The 21,381-nt window shown below is 40.4% G+C and carries 20 protein-coding genes and 1 riboswitch; of the genes, 9 read left to right on the top strand and 11 right to left on the bottom strand.

Features of this window, described 5'->3' with window-relative positions:
* Positions 1-19: 19 nt before the first annotated feature.
* From KTE19_RS03380 to xerS, 8 genes are all read left to right on the top strand, one after another.
* Positions 20-433: a MarR family winged helix-turn-helix transcriptional regulator gene (locus tag KTE19_RS03380; protein WP_217162980.1), complete on the top strand. Its 414-nt coding sequence runs from the start codon at positions 20-22 to the stop codon at positions 431-433.
* Between the two features lie 19 nt (positions 434-452).
* A complete protein-coding gene (locus KTE19_RS03385) occupies positions 453-1,325 on the top strand; it encodes a DegV family protein (RefSeq protein ID WP_217341631.1) in 873 nt (290 codons plus the stop codon).
* A 106-nt stretch (positions 1,326-1,431) separates the two neighbouring features.
* A riboswitch (THF riboswitch) is annotated at positions 1,432-1,546 on the top strand.
* Positions 1,547-1,599: 53 nt separating this feature from the next.
* Entirely contained in the window at positions 1,600-2,130 is a 531-nt protein-coding gene (locus KTE19_RS03390; protein WP_217162985.1) for a folate family ECF transporter S component, read from the top strand.
* Positions 2,131-2,218: 88 nt separating this feature from the next.
* A complete protein-coding gene (gene folB, locus KTE19_RS03395) occupies positions 2,219-2,566 on the top strand; it encodes a dihydroneopterin aldolase (RefSeq protein ID WP_217162986.1) in 348 nt (115 codons plus the stop codon).
* The gene (gene folE / locus KTE19_RS03400) at positions 2,566-3,624 is read left to right on the top strand and encodes a GTP cyclohydrolase I FolE (protein WP_217341632.1); all 1,059 of its coding nucleotides are present in this window, start codon (positions 2,566-2,568) and stop codon (positions 3,622-3,624) included. The genes folB and folE overlap by 1 nt, the downstream gene beginning before the upstream one ends.
* A 1-nt stretch (position 3,625) precedes the next feature.
* Positions 3,626-4,936 (top strand): bifunctional folylpolyglutamate synthase/dihydrofolate synthase, encoded by a 1,311-nt coding sequence (locus tag KTE19_RS03405; protein WP_217341633.1) that lies wholly within the window; start codon positions 3,626-3,628, stop codon positions 4,934-4,936.
* A complete protein-coding gene (folP, locus tag KTE19_RS03410) occupies positions 4,920-5,768 on the top strand; it encodes a dihydropteroate synthase (RefSeq protein ID WP_217341634.1) in 849 nt (282 codons plus the stop codon). The genes KTE19_RS03405 and folP overlap by 17 nt, the downstream gene beginning before the upstream one ends.
* Before the next feature lie 819 nt (positions 5,769-6,587).
* Positions 6,588-7,676, top strand: a complete 1,089-nt coding sequence (gene xerS / locus KTE19_RS03415; protein WP_217341635.1) for a tyrosine recombinase XerS — start codon at positions 6,588-6,590, stop codon at positions 7,674-7,676.
* Positions 7,677-7,697: 21 nt separating this feature from the next.
* Here the strand turns inward: xerS and mutY are convergent, their stop codons facing one another.
* The 7 genes from mutY to parE form a co-directional block, all read right to left on the bottom strand.
* A complete protein-coding gene (gene mutY, locus KTE19_RS03420) occupies positions 7,698-8,813 on the bottom strand; it encodes an A/G-specific adenine glycosylase (RefSeq protein ID WP_217162995.1) in 1,116 nt (371 codons plus the stop codon).
* A 110-nt stretch (positions 8,814-8,923) separates the two neighbouring features.
* Positions 8,924-9,442, bottom strand: coding sequence for a peptide-methionine (S)-S-oxide reductase MsrA (gene msrA / locus KTE19_RS03425; protein ID WP_217162998.1), 519 nt, complete (start codon positions 9,440-9,442; stop codon positions 8,924-8,926).
* Between the two features lie 10 nt (positions 9,443-9,452).
* Positions 9,453-9,881, bottom strand: a complete 429-nt coding sequence (gene msrB / locus KTE19_RS03430; RefSeq protein ID WP_217163000.1) for a peptide-methionine (R)-S-oxide reductase MsrB — start codon at positions 9,879-9,881, stop codon at positions 9,453-9,455.
* Positions 9,882-10,025: 144 nt separating this feature from the next.
* Positions 10,026-10,955, bottom strand: coding sequence for a manganese-dependent inorganic pyrophosphatase (locus KTE19_RS03435; protein WP_217163002.1), 930 nt, complete (start codon positions 10,953-10,955; stop codon positions 10,026-10,028).
* Between the two features lie 29 nt (positions 10,956-10,984).
* Positions 10,985-11,944: a LysR family transcriptional regulator gene (locus KTE19_RS03440; RefSeq protein ID WP_056982726.1), complete on the bottom strand. Its 960-nt coding sequence runs from the start codon at positions 11,942-11,944 to the stop codon at positions 10,985-10,987.
* A 122-nt stretch (positions 11,945-12,066) separates the two neighbouring features.
* The gene (gene parC, locus KTE19_RS03445) at positions 12,067-14,505 is read right to left on the bottom strand and encodes a DNA topoisomerase IV subunit A (RefSeq protein ID WP_217341636.1); all 2,439 of its coding nucleotides are present in this window, start codon (positions 14,503-14,505) and stop codon (positions 12,067-12,069) included.
* A gap of 12 nt (positions 14,506-14,517) precedes the next feature.
* Positions 14,518-16,473, bottom strand: coding sequence for a DNA topoisomerase IV subunit B (gene parE, locus KTE19_RS03450; RefSeq protein WP_217163007.1), 1,956 nt, complete (start codon positions 16,471-16,473; stop codon positions 14,518-14,520).
* A 147-nt stretch (positions 16,474-16,620) separates the two neighbouring features.
* Between parE and plsY the strand changes: the two genes are divergently transcribed.
* On the top strand, positions 16,621-17,256 hold the full coding sequence (plsY, locus tag KTE19_RS03455) for a glycerol-3-phosphate 1-O-acyltransferase PlsY (RefSeq protein WP_217163009.1): 636 nt from the start codon (positions 16,621-16,623) through the stop codon (positions 17,254-17,256).
* Positions 17,257-17,327: 71 nt separating this feature from the next.
* On the opposite strand, the gene KTE19_RS03460 is transcribed toward plsY, so the two are convergent.
* Genes KTE19_RS03460 through xerC form a run of 4 tightly spaced genes read right to left on the bottom strand, consistent with a single transcriptional unit; the run spans position 17,328 to position 21,153 of the window.
* On the bottom strand, positions 17,328-18,209 hold the full coding sequence (locus KTE19_RS03460) for an aldose 1-epimerase family protein (protein ID WP_217341637.1): 882 nt from the start codon (positions 18,207-18,209) through the stop codon (positions 17,328-17,330).
* Positions 18,210-18,229: 20 nt separating this feature from the next.
* Entirely contained in the window at positions 18,230-19,642 is a 1,413-nt protein-coding gene (hslU, locus tag KTE19_RS03465; RefSeq protein ID WP_217163012.1) for an ATP-dependent protease ATPase subunit HslU, read from the bottom strand.
* Positions 19,643-19,656: 14 nt separating this feature from the next.
* The gene (hslV, locus tag KTE19_RS03470; protein WP_008856814.1) at positions 19,657-20,199 is read right to left on the bottom strand and encodes an ATP-dependent protease subunit HslV; all 543 of its coding nucleotides are present in this window, start codon (positions 20,197-20,199) and stop codon (positions 19,657-19,659) included.
* Positions 20,200-20,211: 12 nt separating this feature from the next.
* Positions 20,212-21,153: a tyrosine recombinase XerC gene (xerC, locus tag KTE19_RS03475; RefSeq protein WP_430673525.1), complete on the bottom strand. Its 942-nt coding sequence runs from the start codon at positions 21,151-21,153 to the stop codon at positions 20,212-20,214.
* Positions 21,154-21,381: the final 228 nt, after the last annotated feature.

Here is a 21,381-nt window from a genome sequence, read left to right on the forward strand (position 1 = left end):
TTTCGGAGGTATTGTCATCATGAAGGATATTCTTCCAGCACTTAATTCTGCTGCCAAAAACCATAAAGCGCAATTATTTGCGATCACCAAAGCAACGGGGCTCACAATTTCGGAATGGAAGTTACTGGATCAGGTCATTGATGGTCATACCACTCAAGAAGCTTTGTCGGCAACAACCCAATTGGACATTTCAACCCTGTCCCGCCAGTTAAAGCGCCTCGTTGAAAAAGACATGTTAGAAAAGACAGCCGTGGGTAAGGATAAACGTCAATTAATCTATAATGTTACCCACCAAGGCATCGAATCGAGTACATACGTCAAAACCAAGCTTAATGCTCTTACAGATCAAATTTTTAGTCACTGGACCGATGAAGAGAAGAATTTATTGAAGATTTTGATCAATCGGTTGGAACAGAGTCTTGGCAGAATATAATTATGAGCAGGTGGATTGAATGAAGATTGCTATTGTAACTGATAGTACTGCGTACCTTACTGAAGCAGAACAACGAAAATACCATATAACAGTGGTTCCAATTCCAGTCATTATTGATGGTAAGGAGTACAAGGAAGGCGACGATATCACTACTGAGGCCTTCTATGGAAAATTAAAAACGTCTCATTCCTTTCCAAGCACCTCTCAACCACCAGTTGGTGAAATGATTGAACTGTACGAGAAGCTAGCAGATGAAGGCTATGATACTGTTATTAGTATCCATTTAGCCAGCACAATATCGGGCTTTTATAATTCATTGGAACAGGTGGCCCCTTCGATCGATAAAATTAAGGTGATCCCTTATGATTCTAAAATCACTGTCAAGTTGATGGGGTATCTTGCGATTCAAGCTAGTAAGATGGCTAGTTTGGGAAGGACCCCTGAACAGATCATCCATTATTTGGACGATTTACGGTCAACAATCGACGAGTTGTTTGTAGTTGATGACCTTCAGAATCTTGTTCGTGGTGGACGCTTATCTAATGCATCCGCATTTATTGGGGGAATTCTTAAAATTAAGCCATTACTCACGTTTGACGATAAGAGTAATGAAATTGTGGCTTTCGAAAAAATTCGATCTCGAAAGAAAGCGCTCAAGAGGGTTGAAGAGTTGTTTGCACAGGCTCAACAGCGGGCAACTTATCCGTTGCGTGCTTTTGTCATTAATGGGAATGATCCTAAAGCGGGAAATGAATGGGCAAACAAAATTCACGAACTTTATCCGGATATGAAAATTGAGCAAAGTTATTTTGGTCCAACCATCGGAACCCATCTGGGAGACAAAGCACTGGCACTTGCATGGCTTCGTGATTTTGATCAGGATCAGTTATAAAAACGAAACAATAATTTGGGATAATCACTAAACGTTCGGTAAAATCCGGCTAAGTGATTGCTTTTTTATTTGAATATGATAAGCTTTAATAGTTACATAATTAAATATTGGGGTAGGATTCAATGCGTTAAGTGTCGAAGGAACGGAATGTGAACTTCGAACGAAAGCTAAAGAGCTTCGACTTGTTCTTTAACTGCGGTGTTGTTTCCGCATTCACCAGCTTATTTAGACATTCTAAATAGTGGTGAGCTCCTTTAGAGGAGATGTCAGCATTATGAAGTCATTATCACTAGGTTTTAGGAAGCTCAGAACATTGGATGTTGTCGTGTTAGGTGTCTTAATGGCACTTGCGCTGATATTGGGTCGATTTACGGTTGGAACCCAATTTATGAGACTGAGCTTTGGCTTTATCGTAGTTGCAATCACCAGTTACTTATATGGACCATTGTGGTCTTCAACGACGGCAGCATTGGGTGATATTATTGGGACGCTTATTTCTGGCAGTCCATACTTTCCTGGTTTCACTGTTTCTGCTATTTTGGGAGCGGCCATTTATGGTTTCTTTTTCTACAACAAGGAAATCACTTGGAAACGTGTTATTGTGTCTCAGCTGATCATTGCTGTCCTTGTGAATGCGGTCTTGAATACATTTTGGCTAACGGTTCTTTACAAAACGCCTTTCTTCGGGTTGCTACCAATGAGAACATTGAAGGAAGTTATTATCACTCCAATTCAAATCGCAATTTTATACTTTATTATGAATTCGAAATCATTTGAGATGATTAAAAATCGCCTCTTAAATTGATTACCGTGACGACACACAGTACACGTTTAACGTTGTACTTGTGGGCCGTCTTTTTGTCCTATGATATTTATAAAAAAGGAGTCGAATAATGTACACAATCAAGTTAAATAATATGGCGTTTCATTCACATATTGGTGTTTTACCAGAAGAGCAGGTGGTGGGGCAATCACTTCAGATTGATTTGATTACGCAAATTGAGGCGGACCCCAAGCACGATGAGTTGGCAACGACTGTTTCTTACGGCGACTTTTATCAAAAGGTGCAAACCATTGTCACCAATCAGCACGTTAAACTAATCGAAACTCTGGCTCAGATGATCATCATCCAAATTAAGACATTGGATCCCCGAATCGGAAAAACAACTGTTAGAATCAGAAAACTTGGGCTGCCGATTGATGGCGTCCTAGACAGTGTTGAAATTGAAATGGAGGATTAATGATGGAAGAAGTTTATTTAAGTCTGGGAAGTAACATTGGTAATCGGCAACGTTATATTAATAACGCGATTCAAATGCTTGGCAATAATTCCCAAATTATCATTGACGATGTCGCAAGCTACTATGAAACATCACCAGTTGGTAATGTTTCTCAGCGATCGTTTATTAATACGGCGGTGAAAATCACCACTAATCTTGATCCAGAATCATTATTAAGTGTGATTCACACCATTGAAAAGAGTCTTCGGCGAACACGAAAAGTTCATTGGGGACCCCGGACGTTAGATATTGATATTATCTTTTATGGAAACCAAGTGATCAATAGTGACGATTTACAGATTCCTCACCCAGAAACATTTAACCGAAAATTTGTGCTTGTTCCAGTTAAACAATTAATCCAACGGACATTCCCGTACTACGAACAAATCAATACAGCTATTTCAAAGCTTGATTCCCAAGAGCAACGATTAACCAAAGTTCCAGATACTGATAATAGTCAAGATACCATTGAAAAAGCAATTACCGATATTCTGGCAGCAATTGGAGACGATCCACAACGTGACGGGCTCGTTGAGACACCTAATCGGGTGAGTCGTATGTATAGCGAAATCTTTTCTTCAGTAGGATTGAAAGATTTTTCAGATTATAAATTGTTCCATTCTGAAGAATCTGGCAAGTCTAAAATGGTGATCATGAACCACATTCCATTTTATTCAATGTGTGAGCATCACCTGATGCCATTTTTTGGGACCGTTAATGTGGCTTACGTTCCAAATAACGGAACCATTATTGGACTGAGTAAGATCCCCAGACTAGTTGATTTTGTATCACACAAGTTAACATTGCAAGAACAAGTAACGGATGATATTCTTGATCAACTGAATCAAATTCTGTCACCTAAAGGAGTCGCAGTCGTGATTGATGCCCGCCACATGTGTGTTGAAATGCGGGGAGTTAAGAAATCCGGCTCAACAACAAGAACAGTCCGGTTTGATGGTGATTTTGATGATAACGCACCACTGCAAAACGAATTTTTGAGCTCAATTGAGGTAAACTAAAATGGCAGACACAAAATTTGCTTCTTTTTTATACGATCAAGGTGATCGGATTACGCTTCTGAAGCGAATCCTAACGAAACTTGGAAATCCGGATCAAGATTTTTCAATCATCCACGTTTGTGGGACTAATGGCAAAGGGTCAACCTCCATGATGATTGCCGCCTGTTTGGAGACTATGGGTCAAAAGGTAGGGTTATTCACCAGTCCTTTCATTGGTGATCAAACAAATAGCATCCAAATTAACAGTCAATCAATTAGCCAATCCCAATTGGCTGGATTAACTGGTTTAGTGAAAAATATGATGGTTACACCGCAGTTTGCAAACAATGAGTTGTCCGATTTTGAAGCATTGTTCCTCATTGCGATGCTGTATTTTTCTAACCAGTCAGTTGATTATGTGGTGCTTGAATGCGGCCTAGGTGGTGAATTAGATGCAACCAACGCCGTCACCACAACTCAATACTCGATTTTTACAGAAATTGGTTTGGATCACGTTGGCATTTTGGGTAGTACGATTGAAAAAATTACTGCAACCAAGTCGAAGATCATGCGGCCTGGCAATACGACCATTATTGCGCCGCAACATTCTGATGCTGTTAACCGGATTATTCGCGAAGAAGCCAGGTCCAAAGGTGCTAAAGTGATTGATGCTGGTCGCTTTGTCAATGTCAAATATCAAAAATTGAATAGTCAACTTATCATCGATTATCAGACGACAAAATTAGCTGGGACATTTAAATTTGGCTTAATAGCTGATTACCAACTCGAAAATCTTCGAACAGTTTTAACCTGGTTGATTAATTTTTTCCAGTCAGCTAACACAACTTTAACGATTGACGAAATATTGGAACACTCCTTGAGCCAAATAAGTATTCCAGGTCGTTTTGAAATGATCAATGAGTCACCAGTGATGATTGTTGACGGTGCGCATAATTTAGACGGCATTAGATCATTCGTCGACAGTGTCAATACAAATTTTGAAAGCTTAAAAAAAGTCATCGTTGTTGGTTTTTTAAAGGATAAGGATTATCAGGATTCAGTCGATCAATTGTCGAGGATCAAACATGCCACTTTCATTATCTCTGAACCAGCTAATGATTCTAGAAAATTGTCAGGCGAGCAATTACGGCAAACGTTTTATAACACAACGCACATCAAATATCCAGTGATTAAAGATCCAATTGATGCCATTAATGCTGCAAAAATCCAAAGTGGCTCATTAGATTTAGTTGTTGGATCCTTTTATTTGTTAAACCCAATCAGAACCTACATCAAAAGTTTGGAGGATAACACCCATGACAAAACAAGCTGATCATCACTTTACAGGCAACAACTTTGACTTTAATCTGACAAAATCGCCAATCATTTATTCCATTTTGAATTTAACCCCGGATTCCTTTTATGACGGTGGGGTAAATTCAAGTGTTGATAAGGTATTGGATCGAATTGAAACAGAGATCAGGTACGGCGCTTCGATTTTTGAACTTGGTGGCAAGTCTTCCAAACCACATTTTGATGATATTAGTGCAGACGAAGAATGGGGGAGAATTGAACCTTATTTGACAGCCATTCAGCAAAAATTTCCTAAGATTGTGTTGGCACTAGATTCAAATACCGATGAAGTAATCGAACGTGGATTAAAATCTGGTATTCAGATCATTAATGACATCGATGGTTTTAATTCCAATAAAAAGCTCCAATTGGTTCAGCAATATCATCCGTCAGTTGTCACCATGTTCAATGGTCGAAACTTTGATGAGCAACCGGATACTTTGGTAACAACAATGACAGATTTTTTCCAAGATTCTATCGATCGACTTCAAGAAGTTGGTCTGAGGAAGTCGGAAATTGTGATTGATCCAGGTGTCGGTTTCTCTAATCACAATACATTAGAATTTGATACCATCAAAATGAAAGCAACAAAACGGTTTGCGAGTTTTAACACGCCAGTGATGGTTGCCATTTCCAGAAAGAGTTTTGCAAAGCGATTATTCGACTTGGAATTATCTGATCGCTTAATTCCGACGTTGCTGTTTGAATCCTTTATGATACAACTTGGCGGTCGTGTCATTCGGGTTCATGACGTGAAAGAAACCAAGCAGTTGATTGATACGTTTAATTTGTTTAAAGACAAATTGAGTTAATTCAAGTTGCAAAAAAGAAGCTAGTTATGCAATAGGTGAGCGTTTAAATTGTGTGATGGGCTTTTTTCTTTTTTTACTTTACATAATATATATTATACGAAGTAGCTAAATTTAAAAAATATGGTCGATACAGGCCTAATCATTCATTTCTACTTAGCAGTTATTGATCATATCTGTCTTTCCGTTAAACTGGTTAAACATCACGTTCTCAATTGTTAAGACTTGCAGAAAGTCAGCTACAGACTCAGCAAAGTTCACAAAAACTTGTTGATCAATTATCTGTCTTCATTGTTAAAGCATGACGCTCAACACGTTTCCTTAACACGATATTTGGTAAAATGCCGTTTAACAGCCTTGAGCGCTTAATGCTACCATTTTTATTAGTATGGCAATATCCGGATACTTCAGAAAGTTATTTTGAAGATTCATAGTGCTGCTTTTTACGATATCCTGTTACTTCAAATTAAGACTTCTGTATTACTTAATCACTTACAAATTCTGATCCATTCCGCAAAACCGTTAATATGGTATTTCTAAGGAGTTGTGTAAATACGCCTCGCTTGATGGTTTTCTGAGCTAAGCTATTTTAAAATAGGTTAACGGAAAATACGCTTATTTCACACCGAATTGTGTCAGAAAATTACCCTGGACTGTCACTAATTTCCTCTCGTTTTTTAAGGATGTGAAAACAATTATATGGTAAAATATAACTTAATAAAACCAATATTTTATTAAGTTATCTATCTCAACAAAAGTAGGTACCTCTTAATTTCTAACCATATTTCGAATTAATTAATGCTTATTTTAAGGTGATTTTACATGAAAAAAGAAAATTATATTTCCAATAACGAACAACTCAGTCAACTAATGCCATCTTACGTTCAGGATTACTATCTTGAAAAGTCCACCGTTCCACTGTCACCAGCTACTCTCTATCAATATCTCAATGAGTTTAAGCGATTTTTTACTTGGATGATTGATACTAATATTACGGACGCTTCTGCCATTAATAACATTTCTCTTACTGAGTTAGAACATCTTTCAAAACAAGATATGGAGCTTTATAAGGCATTTTTGCTGAATCGTGGCAAACAAAGTGCTAACAAACCTCAGGGAACACTTTCTCATCAGACAATTAACCGCTCTCTAAATGCGCTGAGTGCCCTTTTTCGCTACTTAACGGAGGAATCAGAAAATGAGAATGGTGAGCCTTATTTTTACAGAAATGTCATGAAAAAGATTGCTTTAATACCAGATAGTGAAACATACCAGACTCGTGCCCATAATATTAAAGACAAGTTGATGCTTGGCAACGCGGATGTTGATTATTTGGATTTCATTCAGAATCGCTATCCCAAACAACTCCGCGGCAAACGGCTGTTGAAGATGTATGAACGCGACCGTGAACGTGATGTGGCGATCAATGCCTTAATGTTGGGAACCGGTATTCGAGTATCAGAATTAACAAATTCAAATCTGAGTGATCTAAACTTAAAGAAAGCAATTATTTCAGTTATTCGTAAAGGCGGCAAACGAGATGCCGTGCCAATTGCAGACTGGGTGTTACCTTATATTGAGCCATATTTATCGATTCGCACTAATCGTTATCTCGCAACAAAGGCCACCCCTGCCCTCTTTCTTACAAAGGGGGAGCACCATCCGCGTCGGATTTCCACAGCCACGATCGAGTTATTAGTTGCAAAGTACTCTCAGGCATTTAACCATGTGAGAATCACTCCCCATAAATTAAGACATACATTAGCATCTAAGCTTTATCTTGAAACAAACAATGAGCACTTGGTTGCAACTCAACTAGGCCAAACGTCAACAAAGGCAACCGGGCTTTATACGCACATTATTGATACCAAGCAAAAAGCTGCCCTTGATGAATTGCATCGAGATCATTAACAAGGTGATGCTCGAACGTTTCTAAGGAGTTTTGACTGATCTTTCGTACTTCAACCACATTTTTGATTGTACCTTGGAAAAAGTCATCGTTTCAAAGTCCGTAGTTGGAATCCATTTGCCGGGGAAAAAACTCAGGTCGGAATCTGCTGGTAACTCACCTGATAGCAACGTGATCTGCCACTTTTGATGCGTAAATGTGTGACTAACCAGCTGATGATCAATTTCTGATAAACGGACCTGAAGTTGGTAATCTGCCGCAAGTTTGTCCTGCAACCGTTGGGTTAAGACCTGCTTTGAACTGGGTTGATCATTTATTAATTCCTGTTGGTTAATTAGTGGAAACATCCAAAAGCCCGCTAAGATTCCTTTAGCTGGTCGTTGTTCAAATAAGTAACCCTTTGCGGAATGAATCACCAATCCAAAGTAATTGACTGGGATTGGTCTTTTTTTCTTCGTCTTAACAGGATATTGAGATTCAACCCCATCTAGGTAAGCCTGGTTGAACGCTTTGACTGGTGATTGACTCGTATCATAGTTCGTTGCCGTCATGTAACCTGCGCCTAAGTCCATGATTGCCTGATTAAAATCACCAGGTCGATCTTTGGAAATGATTTGGTTAATGATCTTTTCAAAGATTTTTCGGGTTTGCGGTTTTGCAATATCATCGTCAATTTCTAATAGCCGAGCAAAAACACGAAATGCATTTCCATCCACAGCGGCAACCGGCTGGTTAAATGCAATACTAGCAATTGCGCCAGCCGTGTATGGACCAATTCCACTTAATTCTTGAAGCTCACCAACAGTTGTTGGCCACTTTCCCTGATAATCATCCACAAGCTGGTGGGCCGCTCTTTGCAAATTTCTGGCACGACTGTAATATCCCAAGCCTTCCCATGCTTTCATTAACTTTGGTGTATCGGCGTTTGCCAGCGACTGGATAGTTGGAAATTGCTTCATGAAATTCAAATAATAAGGAATGACCGTCTGAACTTGAGTTTGCTGAAGCATGATTTCTGATATCCAGACATGATAAGGATCATGATCTTTGCGCCAAGGGAGATCTCGTTTGTGATGGTCATACCAATCAAGTAAAGTCTTTTGAAATGCTTGAATTTGTTTTGGGGACCAGGTAATCATGGATAATACCGCCTTTCAGATGATGCTTGATTGTTCATTGGATCTTCGAGATTTATGTAAAAAGCAGCCAACCAATCACGTCAAGTGTGGTGGTTAGCTGTCTCAAACCATTACTTTTGCCAATTCTGTTTAATAAACTTCTCACGTCCACCCATCTCTTCCATTTGAAAGCGTAACGGATTCTTTTTGTAAAACTGTTGGTGCTCATCTTCTGCCGGATAAAATGGTTTCGCATCTTCTATTTGGGTCACGATTGGGTCATCAAATTGATTACTTTCTGCCAACGCTTTTTTAGATGCTTCAGCGATCTGTCGCTGTTCATCATCTTTAACAAAAATCACTGGGCGATAATTGTCACCTCGATCTTGAAACTGACCCATTGCATCGGTTGGATCCGTCTGGTGCCAATAAATATCAACTAATTGTTTGTAACTAATTTTTTCAGGGTCGAAAATGATCTTAACCGCCTCAGTATGGCCGGTGGTATGACTGCTGACCTGCTCATAAGTTGGGTTAGGCACATGACCACCTGTATAACCTGAAATGACCTTGTTGATTCCAGGCATGGTGTCAAATGGTTTTACCATACACCAGAAGCAACCACCAGCAAAAATCGCTGTATCTTCCATGAATTTCACCTCATTTAAATAATGTCGTATATTTACCATATCCTGATTCTACAAGTTTTTCAACCGGAATAAACTTTAATGCAGCAGAATTAATGCAAAAACGTTGGCCACCGGCTTCTTTCGGGCCGTCAGGAAAAACATGTCCAAGATGAGAATTGGCATCCTTACTGGTAACTTCTTCGCGAATCATGCCGTGCGATGTATCTAAATGGCGCTTCACAGTTGACTCATCGATTGGTTTTGTGAAGGAAGGCCAACCACATCCCGCATCATACTTATCTGTAGATGAAAATAAAGGTTCTCCGCTGACAATGTCAACGTAGATGCCATCTTGGTAGAAATCGTCATATTGACCGGAAAATGGGGCTTCAGTTCCCTTTTCTTGTGTCACGGCATATTGTTCAGGGGTTAAGTGATTTTTTAGCTCATTTTTGTCCATTAGAGTCCTCCATTAAAATAGTGAGAATACCGACTTCTGGTATATAAATTGTGCACAATCTAACATTTAGTATAGAAGCATTTTCGGACAAAGTAAACAAAAATAGCCGCAACCCATGCATCGGGTCCGGCTATTCAGGCTAAATTAGTTTAAAGCATCATTTAATGGTGGGACAACCTGCTTCTTACGTGAAACAACCCCTGGCAATGATAAAGTTGCATCCTTGCTGAGCTTGCTATTAAAGGCCTTCTCAACAGCATCAACGGGATCACCAATGACGATCATTCTTGAGTCACTATTCAAGACGTTGGTGACAAGAACGAGGAATAAATCATAACCCTTGTCGGCAGCCTCTGCCTTCATAGCTTTCTTGATGTCTTCTTGACGTTTGTCGATGTCACTAAATTCAACAACGTTAATTTGATCAATTCGAACGCTCTTACCACCCATCGTGAATGACTTAGCATCAGAATCAATTAATTCTTGGTCACTCTTGGCAGCAACGTTTGTCCCTGCCTTAAGCATTTCAATCCCATACTTTTCGTAATCAATATCAGCGATCTTAGCCAATGTCTTTACGACAATTCGATCCTCATCTGTGGTGGTTGGTGACTTCAGCAACAAGGTATCAGAAATAATCGCTGATAACATCAAACCAGCTAATTGAACGGGGATGTCAATCTTGTTTTCATCAAACATTTTGGTAATGATCGTACTGCAACAGCCAACTGGTTCTGCCCGGTAATACAATGGTTGATCAGTCTGGAAGTTGGAAATTCGGTGATGATCAACAACGTGCGTGATGGTTAAATCTTTGATATCACTAACACTTTGTTGGAATTCATTATGATCAACCAACATAACAGAATCAACTTCATTTTTAGCGGTTTTGATGATGCGTGGTGTTGGCTCGTCGAAGTAATTCAATACAAAGGCAGTTTCGGCATTCGGTTCACCGAGGGCAACGGCTTCCGTGTCGTAGCCTAACTGGTTTTGCAAATAAGAATATGCTTTAGCAGCAACAATCGCGTCAGTATCAGGACTTTGGTGACCAAAAACTAATTCTTTACTCATTAATATGATCTCCTTTAAAGTAATTTTATTTATTTTGCCAGGCGAGACAAATAATCTTTCTTGGCGAGATATTCATCAAATTTAGTTAAGAATCGACCAATTCGAGGAATTTCATTCTTATTTTTTCGGTAAACAAATTTTAAATCAAATCGGATCTTTGGATCAAACTCAGTAACCCAGATATCATCGTCAGTCATCTTGTTTAAATCAAGGTTGAGTAAGAACGACTTCGGCAATGCCGTGTTGGTATGAGTATTGATCGCAAATTTCAAAATTTGTTCTGGCATCGTATATCTTGCGGCCGTTTGTGGAAAATCAACCATTTGGTTCTTGAACGTTTCCCGCAACGTCTGGTTCAAATAATAGTCTTCAGGATACATCACCCACGGACGGTCACCTGAATACTTTAAGCGAATCTTTTTCTTATCGGCAAATTTTGGATTGTGATGAATAAACAATAAATCATCAGAAATAATCTTCTTCGAACTGTATGGTTTCCAGTTCTTAATCGATTCGTCAGGCAAATACATGATGGCTAAATCGATCCGGTTATTCTCCAAACTTTCCCAAATTTCCTTGCGAGTCAACATATGGAAGTTAACTTCAAGATCAGGATTCTCCTTGTATAAGTCGAGCGCAAAATCCTCAAATACCTTGGTTTCAATGGAAGCTAAGATCCCTAAGTTAATTTGACCAGTTGTTGAGCTGGTTGCTTGTTGAATTTCGTCAGTTGCATCGTTCAACAGGTCATAAATCTGATGGGTTGTTTTAAGCATGATATAGCCGGCATCAGTTAGCCGCAATTTTTTACCCACCGAGTAAAATAATGGTGTTCCAACAGTCCGCTCAAGCTTTTTAATTTGTTGTGTCAATGCAGGTTGGGTAATTCCCAAGATCTGAGCTGCTTGAGTATAGTTCATGGTATCGGTTAGTTGGAGGAAGTACGTTAAAGTTTTTGACGAAAAAATATTTTCCTGAGTGGTTTTCATTCAGTCTCTCCTTAATAGGCCAATACTGACCATTAGATAATTAATACTTAACGGTTACCATTAATAATAATTCGAATTGAAAATACTTTCAATCAATATAACCTAACATGAGATAAATTTAATTAATTGATAGAAATTTCTGATGGTTTTTGCCGAATTTTTGTTGGAACCCCTTCACTTTCGGCATCCACCACAAACGAACCGTTCGAATAACGTCCGCCGATTGAGAATTCGCTTGGCAAAATGTCATGAACTCGTTTGCGATCGGTCAAAATTTCCAACGGTGAATGTTCATCGGCGATCGTTTCAAAGTCGATTACGCGATGTGAATTGCTCTTGAGTTCGCGAAGAATCATTACCCCTTTACGAGCCCGTGAAGTTACAGGAATTTCTTTCACAGCCAACTTCTTGAAGGCGCCTCGCTGAGTCACAATGGCCACAATACTGTCTTCATTAACCAATTGCAGGTTAACAACCTTATCATCGCCCCGAAGATCCATCGATTTAACCCCGGTTGTCCTTGAACCGTTAACTGGTACTTCGGGAAGCGTGTATCTGATTGCCAGGCCGTTCTTGGAAACCAATAATAACTGCCCAGCTTCCTCTGGATCTGAAAGATAATTTACAGAAACAACTCGCGAATCAGCACTCTTTAATTTTTCATACATATAGGCATGTTTTTTGTAGGTTCGACCAGGCTTTAAGTCCGCAAATGCGGTCTGCTTAATATGGCCCTCATCGGTTGTAATCAGGAAGTTACCGGGTTCCTTTAACGAGTTGAAGGCAAAGGTCCCAATAATTTCTTCATCGTTGTCTAAACCGATTGTTTGTGAAATATGTTCGCCAGTATCTTTCCACTTAACGTCAGCAATTTCATAAACGGGTCGATAGATCAAATTACCCTTGCTGGTGAACATAAACAAGTGGTCCCGAGCATTGAGCTGTTCCATGAAGATCGGATAATCCTCGTCTTTGAGGCCACTTTCACTTGTCGAGGCTTTGTATGAACGAATGCTGCTTCGTTTGATATACCCATCATGGCTGACCATGACAACCACGTCCTCATCGGGGATCAAGACGTCCGTATTAATCTTAATATCGGAAACTTGGCTCTGAATCTCTGTCCGGCGAGGATTCCGATAGGTTTTAGCCAGTTGACGTAATTCTTTTGACAGAACCCGATTGAGTTCAGTTGAATTATTGAGAATTTTTTCAAATTCGGCGATTTGTTCGGAAAGCTGTTTGGATTCATTTTCGAGTTGGGTAACATCGGTATTCGTCAACCGATAAAGTTGTAATGCCACGATTGCGTCAGCCTGTTTTTCGGAAAAATCGTATTCTTTCACTAAATTATCCCGAGCATCTTTTCGATTCTTACTTGCTCGGATCGTTTTAATGACTTTATCCAAGATTGAAAGGGCCTTAATTAAACCGAGAACAATATGTTGACGTTCCTGGGCCTTCTTGAGATTAAAGGTTGTTCGTTTTTCAATGACCTGTTGCTGAAATTCTAAATATGATGCCAGGATCCGCTTGAGAGAAAGTCGTTCCGGCCTCATGTGATCAATGGCAACCATGTTGAAATTGTATGAAACCTGTAGATCCGTATTTTTAAACAGATAATTCAGAATTCCGGTCGAATCAACATCACGTTTCAACTCAACCACAATGCTTAAACCATTCCGGTCACTTTGATCGCGAACTTCTGCAATTCCTTCGATCTTTTTATTGAGGCGAATTTCATCCATCCTTTTGACCAATTGTGCCTTATTGACTTCATAAGGGATCTCAGTGATTACGATCTGCGATTTATTACCCTTCAATGGCTCGATTGATGTTCGTGAACGAACTATAATTTTTCCGTGGCCAGTTTCGTAGGCTTTCTTAATGCCGTCAATTCCTTGAACAATTGCGCCCGTTGGGAAATCGGGACCTTTCACAAACTGCATCAAATCATCCAATGTTGCGTTCGGGTGTTTTTGTAGATACAAAATGGCATCGATCACTTCACCTAAATTATGTGGGGGAATATCCGTTGCATACCCAGCTGAGATTCCAGTAGAACCGTTAACCAATAAGTTCGGAAATCTTGACGGTAACACGGTTGGTTCATATTCAGTATCGTCAAAGTTCAATACCCAATCGACCGTATCTTTGTCAATATCCCGAAGCATTTCACTCGATATTTTACTTAACCGTGCTTCAGTGTATCGCATAGCTGCAGGCGGATCACCATCCATCGATCCATTATTACCGTGCATTTGAATGAGTGGTTCTCGAACTTTCCAATCCTGACTCATTCGAACAAGCGCTTCATAAATCGAACTGTCACCATGAGGATGAAAATTACCCATCACGTTTCCGACCGACTTGGCAGACTTGCGAAAAGCCTTGTCGAAGGTGTTACCATCCTTATTCATTGCGTATAAGATTCGTCGTTGAACGGGTTTTAAGCCATCGCGAATGTCTGGTAGTGCCCGTTCTTGAATGATTGAACGGGAATAACGGCTAAACCGCTCCCCCATGACATCCTCGAGGGTTAAACTCTCAATTTTACTCAAAGCCGCTCCCCCTTAATTAGTTGTGTTATCCAAAATACTGCCCTCTTCTTCGAGGTTGAATTTAACGTTCGTTTCGATCCATTTCCGGCGAGGCTCCACTTTGTCACCCATAAGTGTGGTTACTCGGCGCTCTGCCAAAGCAGCATCGTCAATTCGGACCCGGATCAGGGTTCTGGTCTTAGGATCCATCGTGGTCTCCCACAGTTGATCAGCGTTCATTTCTCCAAGACCTTTGAATCGCTGTAGGCTATAACCCTTACCAAATTGTTTGGAGACCTTGGTAAGCTCCTCATTAGTCCAGGCATACTGGATCTTCGTTTTCTTTCCGGCACCCTTTTGGAGCTTGTACAGAGGCGGTAAAGCAATATAAACTCGACCACTGTCAATCATTGGTCGCATATATTTATAGAAAAATGTCAGCAGGAGGATTTGAATGTGGGCACCATCATCATCGGCATCGGTCATGATAATGATCTTATCGTAATTGGCATCGTCAATATTAAAATCCGCGCCGACTCCTGCCCCAATCGTGTAAATCATCGTATTGATTTCTTCGTTCTTCATGATTTCGGGTAACTTGGCCCGTTCAGTATTTAATACTTTACCTCTTAACGGTAAAATTGCTTGGTAGCGACGATCACGGCCCTGCTTAGCTGAACCACCGGCAGAATCACCTTCAACTAGAAACAATTCGTTTTTACTATAATCTTTAGATTGAGCTGGGGTCAGTTTCCCGGACAGCAGTCGCTCCTGTTTCTTATGACGCTTACCGTGCCGAGTTTCATCACGGGCTTTTCTGGCTGCTTGGCGGGCTTGACGGGCACGTAATGCTTTATGAACCAACGTTTGAGCAAACTCACCGTTTTCCATGAGGTAGTAGCCTAATTTTTCGCTCACAACGCCGTCCACAATTGCTCGGGCTTCTGGGGTTCCCAATTTTTCCTTGGTTTGGCCTTCAAATTGCAAAATTTCTTCTGGAATTCGAAGTGATAAGACCACAGAAAGTCCCTCGCGGACATCGCTACCCTCGAGATTTTTATCCTTTTCTTTTAACATCCCGACTTTGCGGGCGTAGTCGTTAAATGCCTTAGTCCAGGCATTTCGAAACCCAGCTTCATGCGTTCCACCGTCTTTGGTACGGACGTTGTTAACAAATGACAACATGGTTTCTGAATAACCATCATTGTATTGGGCGGCGACCTCTACTTCAACTCCAGATTTAACGCCATCAAAGAACATAACATCGCCAAGCGTGTGTTTGTCTTCGTTCAAATATTGGACAAACTCCTTGATGCCTTCATCATAATGAAAGACGTCTTCTTGCTCTTGACCAGGGCGTTCATCAGTTAATGTGATCTTGGTCCCTTTTAGCAGAAATGCAGATTCCCGCAGCCGTTCTGACAAGGTTGAAAAATTATAAACGGTACTGGTGAAAATCTTTGAGTCTGGTTTAAACGTGAGGGTCGTTCCACTATGTTCCCGGGTTTTACCGGTTTTTTTCAAAGTGCCAACCGGATGCCCACCATTGGTGAAATTCTCTTTGTACTTGTAGCCATCTCTAACAATGACAACCTTCAATGAGGAAGATAATGCGTTAACAACACTGGCACCAACTCCGTGCAGTCCGCCGGAAGTTTTATAACCACCTTGGCCAAATTTTCCACCGGCGTGCAGCATTGTCAGAATTACTTCCGGGGTGGGTTTGCCAGAAGCATGCATCCCAACTGGCATCCCTCGGCCATGATCCTTGACCGTGATACTGTTGTCCTTGTGAATCGTGACATTGATCTCATCACCATATCCAGCCAGGACTTCATCAACCGCGTTATCAACAATTTCATACACAAGATGGTGTAAGCCTCGGGAATCGGTTGAGCCAATGTACATTCCAGGACGTTTTCTAACAGCGTCGAGTCCCTCTAATATTTGTATCGAGGAATCATCGTATTTTACTTTTTGTTTTACCATTTCGTCGTGACTCCTTTTTTGCAATCTACTTCATAATAACCTAAAATCACCACTTTGAAAATAAATTTTGTTGGCGCAAACCGATTATCATGCTAAAATTAAAGGCGCTATATTGGTTCGATACATCCTAATAATAAGAGGTTTAACATGAATTCAGACACAATCCAAATTATATCAATGTTAGTTATCGCTTATCTACTCGGTTCAATTCCAAGTGGCGTCTGGATCGGCAAACTATTCTTTCATATCGACATCCGTCGCCATGGTTCTGGTAATATTGGAACCACTAATACTTATCGGGTTTTGGGACCCATTGCCGGGACGATTGTAATGGCAATGGATATCTCAAAAGGGGCGATTGCCACCCTGTTACCAACTTTTTTCGGGAATTTTACTGTGAATGCGCTAGTTTTTGGCTTAGCGGCCATTTTAGGACACACATTTTCCGTCTTTGACCACTTCAAAGGCGGTAAAGCAGTCGCAACCAGTGCAGGGATGATTCTCGCTTACCGACCCATGTTTTTCTTAATTGCTGCTGGAATTTGGATCCTGTTGATTCTGCTGACCAGTATGGTGAGCCTTGCCAGCATGGTGGCCTTCACGCTGACAACTATTACCACATTTTTTGTTAATGATGCCTTCCTGAGTATCCTGGCAATTGTGCTGACAATCTTTATTTTCTATCGGCACCACACAAATATTCGGCGAATTATGAACGGAACGGAGAGTATGGTGCCATTTGGGTTAGGAAATTACTTTCGAAAGAAAAAGGCAACCAACTGAAATTTAACCGTCATACCAACAAAAGCGAGCGATTCGATGCTGAATCACCCGCTTTTTGCTACCTTAAATTATTAAAAGAAACTAATTTCATATTTGGCATCAAAGGTTTGTTTGCCAGCCAACTCGTTGATTGCAAACTTATGGGCCAAAATACCGTCAGAATCGACAGGATCTGCTAATCCCCACCAGGGCTCAATACAAACGAATGGTGCCTTCTTTGGATACGGCGACCAAATACCTACATATGGCGCATTAAAAACCGTAACGGCGACACCATGGTCATTGGCAGTACTTGCCAGCATCATAGTAGTCTCTTGATGATCTAAATTTAAAATCAACGCGTCATTCTCAAACAATTTGTGTTTTAATGCTAACGGTTTAGTTAAATCTAACTCTCGGGGATTTTCTGGATCGCTGTACGGTGGTTTAAGAGGCGTTCGCTGGTAGTTCTTTTTAGGAGCCACCCGGACAAAGGCATCTTTGAAAGTTCCTTGACCGTCGATGAGCGACACGTTAAACCCAGGATGAGCACCAATTGAGAACAAAAGTTGATCATCGTTTGGATTAAACACGCTCAATTGAACTTTGAGTGCATGGCCAACTAACTGATATGAAATTCTGAGTCGAAAATGGAATGGATAATGTTGGAGGGTTTCTTCATTATCTTTTAATTCCAATTGAACAGAGTTATCATCTTGGTCAACAACATCAAAAAAGTTATCTCGAGCAAACCCATGTTGAGTCATCTCATAAGTTTGATGATTGTATTGATATTGATTATCCTTTAACCGACCAACGATTGGAAAGAGAATTGGCGCGTGACGTTTCCAATAATTGGGGTTGGCTTGCCAAATATACTCAATTCTCTCACCATCCTTTTCGTGAACACTGCTTAATTCGGCACCAAATTCATTAATCTGGACTGACAAATATTGATTCTTTAATGTAATCATTGTAGTCTCCCCGGCTTATCCTAGAGAATGTATCGTGAAAGGTCCTTATTCTGAGCAAGTTTGCCCACTTTATCGTCGACATATTTTTCGGTGATCGTAATGTCGCCCATCTGCATGTCAGGACCTTCATACAAGATATCTTCAAGTAATTTTTCCAAAATTGTGTGTAATCGGCGGGCCCCGATGTTATCAGTATTGTGATTAACATTAGTTGCGATCTCAGCAATTCGATTAATCGCTTCGATCGTGAAAGTCACCTTAATGTTGTCAGTTCCAATCAAGGCGATATATTGTTTAGTCAGTGAGTTCGTTGGCTCCGTTAAGATGCGGACAAAGTCGTCCTTGGTTAGATCATTTAATTCAACCCGGATTGGGAAACGGCCTTGAAGTTCAGGAATCAAGTCAGAAGGCTTACTTTCAGCAAAGGCACCTGAGCCGATAAACAACATGTGATCGGTGTTAACGGGGCCATACTTGGTATTTACCTGAGAACCTTCAACGATCGGTAGGATGTCTCTTTGAACCCCTTCACGTGAAACCTCACCACTGTTCTTGGAATTACCTGGGGCAATCTTATCAATTTCATCAATGAAGATGATACCGGTATTTTCGGCCCTGGTAATTGCATTATGATAGAGATCAGCTTTGTTAATTAATTCTTCTGATGCTTGGCGGGTCAAAATGGTTCGAGCTTCACTAACGGGAACTGTTCGTTTGATTGTCTTCTTTGGCATTAAACCAGACAGCGTATCATTAAGATCAATTCCCATTTGATTCAGCATGGTATTTTGACCGGAAAGTTGTTGGGAAGGATCAGCCATTTCAATTTCAACCTGGTCATTTTCAAGTAGGCCGGAACGCAATTTTTCGGCAACTGACATCCGCTTTTCCCGAACATCATCCGTCACATTTTCCTGATCATCTGCTTCTTGGGATGGCATTTGACCCTGTTGCATCTGGCTGAACATACTCATCAAGTTCTGCATTTCGTTTTGGTTCTTCTTTTTCTTTTCTGCTGGAACCAGTAATTTGACCAGTTTATTGTTAGCACGTTTTTCAGCTTCAACGTGAACCTGTTTATATTCATCCTCGCGTTCGAGCTGAATGGCATTTTCAACCAAATCGCGAACCATTGATTCAACATCACCGCCCACATAGCCAACTTCGGTAAATTTAGTGGCTTCCACTTTAACAAATGGCGCATTCACAATTTTGGCCAAACGGCGGGCAATTTCAGTTTTGCCGACTCCAGTGGGGCCGATCATGAGTAAGTTTTTAGGGGAAATTTCATCTTGCATATCCTGTGAGAGTTGCATGCGCCGATAACGGTTTCTCAATGCGACTGCGACAGCCTTTTTAGCTTCTCCCTGGCCGACAATATATTGGTCTAAAACTTCAACAATTTCTTTGGGTGTTTGGGTAGATTCTGTCAATGTTAATTACCTCTCTATATTTCTTCAGAAATGACATTTTGATTGGTAAAAATGTCAATATTACCAGCAATATGAATAGCAGCTTCAGCAATTTCTCTAGCACTCATATCAGGTGCGTGGTGCTTCATGGCAGTTGCTGCGGCCAAAGCAAAATTGCCACCCGAACCAATTGCGAGAATATCGTCGTCTGGTTCAATCACTTCTCCTTGGCCAGAAACCAACAGTAAATCGTGATCGTTCATCACAATGAGTAATGCTTCAAGCTTTTGCAATTGTTGGTCTCCACGCCATTCTTGAGCGAGTTCAACAGATGAGCGTTTGAGATCGCCGTCAAATTGATTGAGCTTTTTTTCGAAACGTTCTTCCAGGTTAAATGCATCGGCCACACTGCCGGCAAAGCCGACGACAACTTTATCGTTATAAATTCGCCGAACTTTGTGTGCAGTTCCTTTCATAATCACTTTTTCGCCCATGGTAACCTGACCATCACCCGCCATTGCTAAGTGACCTTGATGACGAACGGCGACGATTGTTGTTGCTTCAAATTTAATTGGCATAATAGTCCTCTTTCAATCTTTAGATTTTAATGATGCGTTGTTTCTTGGAAAATACTTCTGATAATCTTTCATTAAATGACTTTTGGTGACGTGAGTATAAATTTGGGTAGTGGATAAACTGCTATGGCCAAGCAATTCTTGGACCGAGCGCATATCTGCCCCATTGTTCAACATCTCAGTGGCAAATGTGTGCCGCAGCATGTGGGGATGAATGCCTGTAGTCAAACTACTTTGATTAATGATTTCATTCATAATGTATTCAATACCACGGGGCGTGATCGGCTTGCCATAGTGGTTAACGAATAGAAATGAATGATTTTGCCCATATTTTTTCATTAATGGTGTCCGAGCACCCTGTTCATAAGCGAGAATTGCTTCTCTTGCATGATTACCAAAGGGAACGTAACGTTGCTTGTTCCCTTTCCCAGTGACCAGCAAGATCCGATTATCCAAATCAATATCCAGTAGCTGTATCCCTGAGCACTCACTCACCCGAATCCCGGTAGCGTAAAGCAGTTCAAGGACAGCTGTGTTTCGAAGAGCCAACTGGTCATCTGGCCCCTTCCTTGCTGCGGTAAACAGTTCACGCATTTCATTTTGGTAGAAAAATCGTGGTAAGTGGCGATGATGGCTTTTCAAATGCACATATTCAAACGGATTAACCTTGAGCACTTCATTTTTCACTAGAAAGTTATAAAACGATTTGAGTGCCGATATCTTTTGAGCAATTGAATTCCGAGAATACTGATGTTCATAGAGCTGGGTCAAATACGATTCCACATCAAATGCATCAACATCGATCAGGGACTTAACGTCTTCAGGAACCGCATCTAAAAAGGCAATAAATTCACTGATAGAGATTTTGTATGCAGTAATTGTATCTTCGGAGTACTGGCGTTCACTCTTTAAATACTGTAAAAACCGCTTAAAATGTTTTTGATTATCCATCAACATCGCCCTACTTGAAATTCATTTCTGCCAAGTAACTGATAATTCGCAAATGTAATCGTCATCATGCACTAATACTATCATATCAAATAAATCACATTCGTGTCTGGATTTATGTGATTAATTGGTAAATATTGAATGCATGTAAGGCATTTGTAAGCATTAAATAACTGGACGTCTACTTCGTAGACGTCTTTTTGAGTACCATAGAATTATTAATTAAGTATGAGGTGA

Origin of the sequence: Lentilactobacillus dabitei (assembly GCF_019061365.1) — a bacterium.
GTDB classification, from domain to species: Bacteria; Bacillota; Bacilli; order Lactobacillales; family Lactobacillaceae; genus Lentilactobacillus; species Lentilactobacillus dabitei.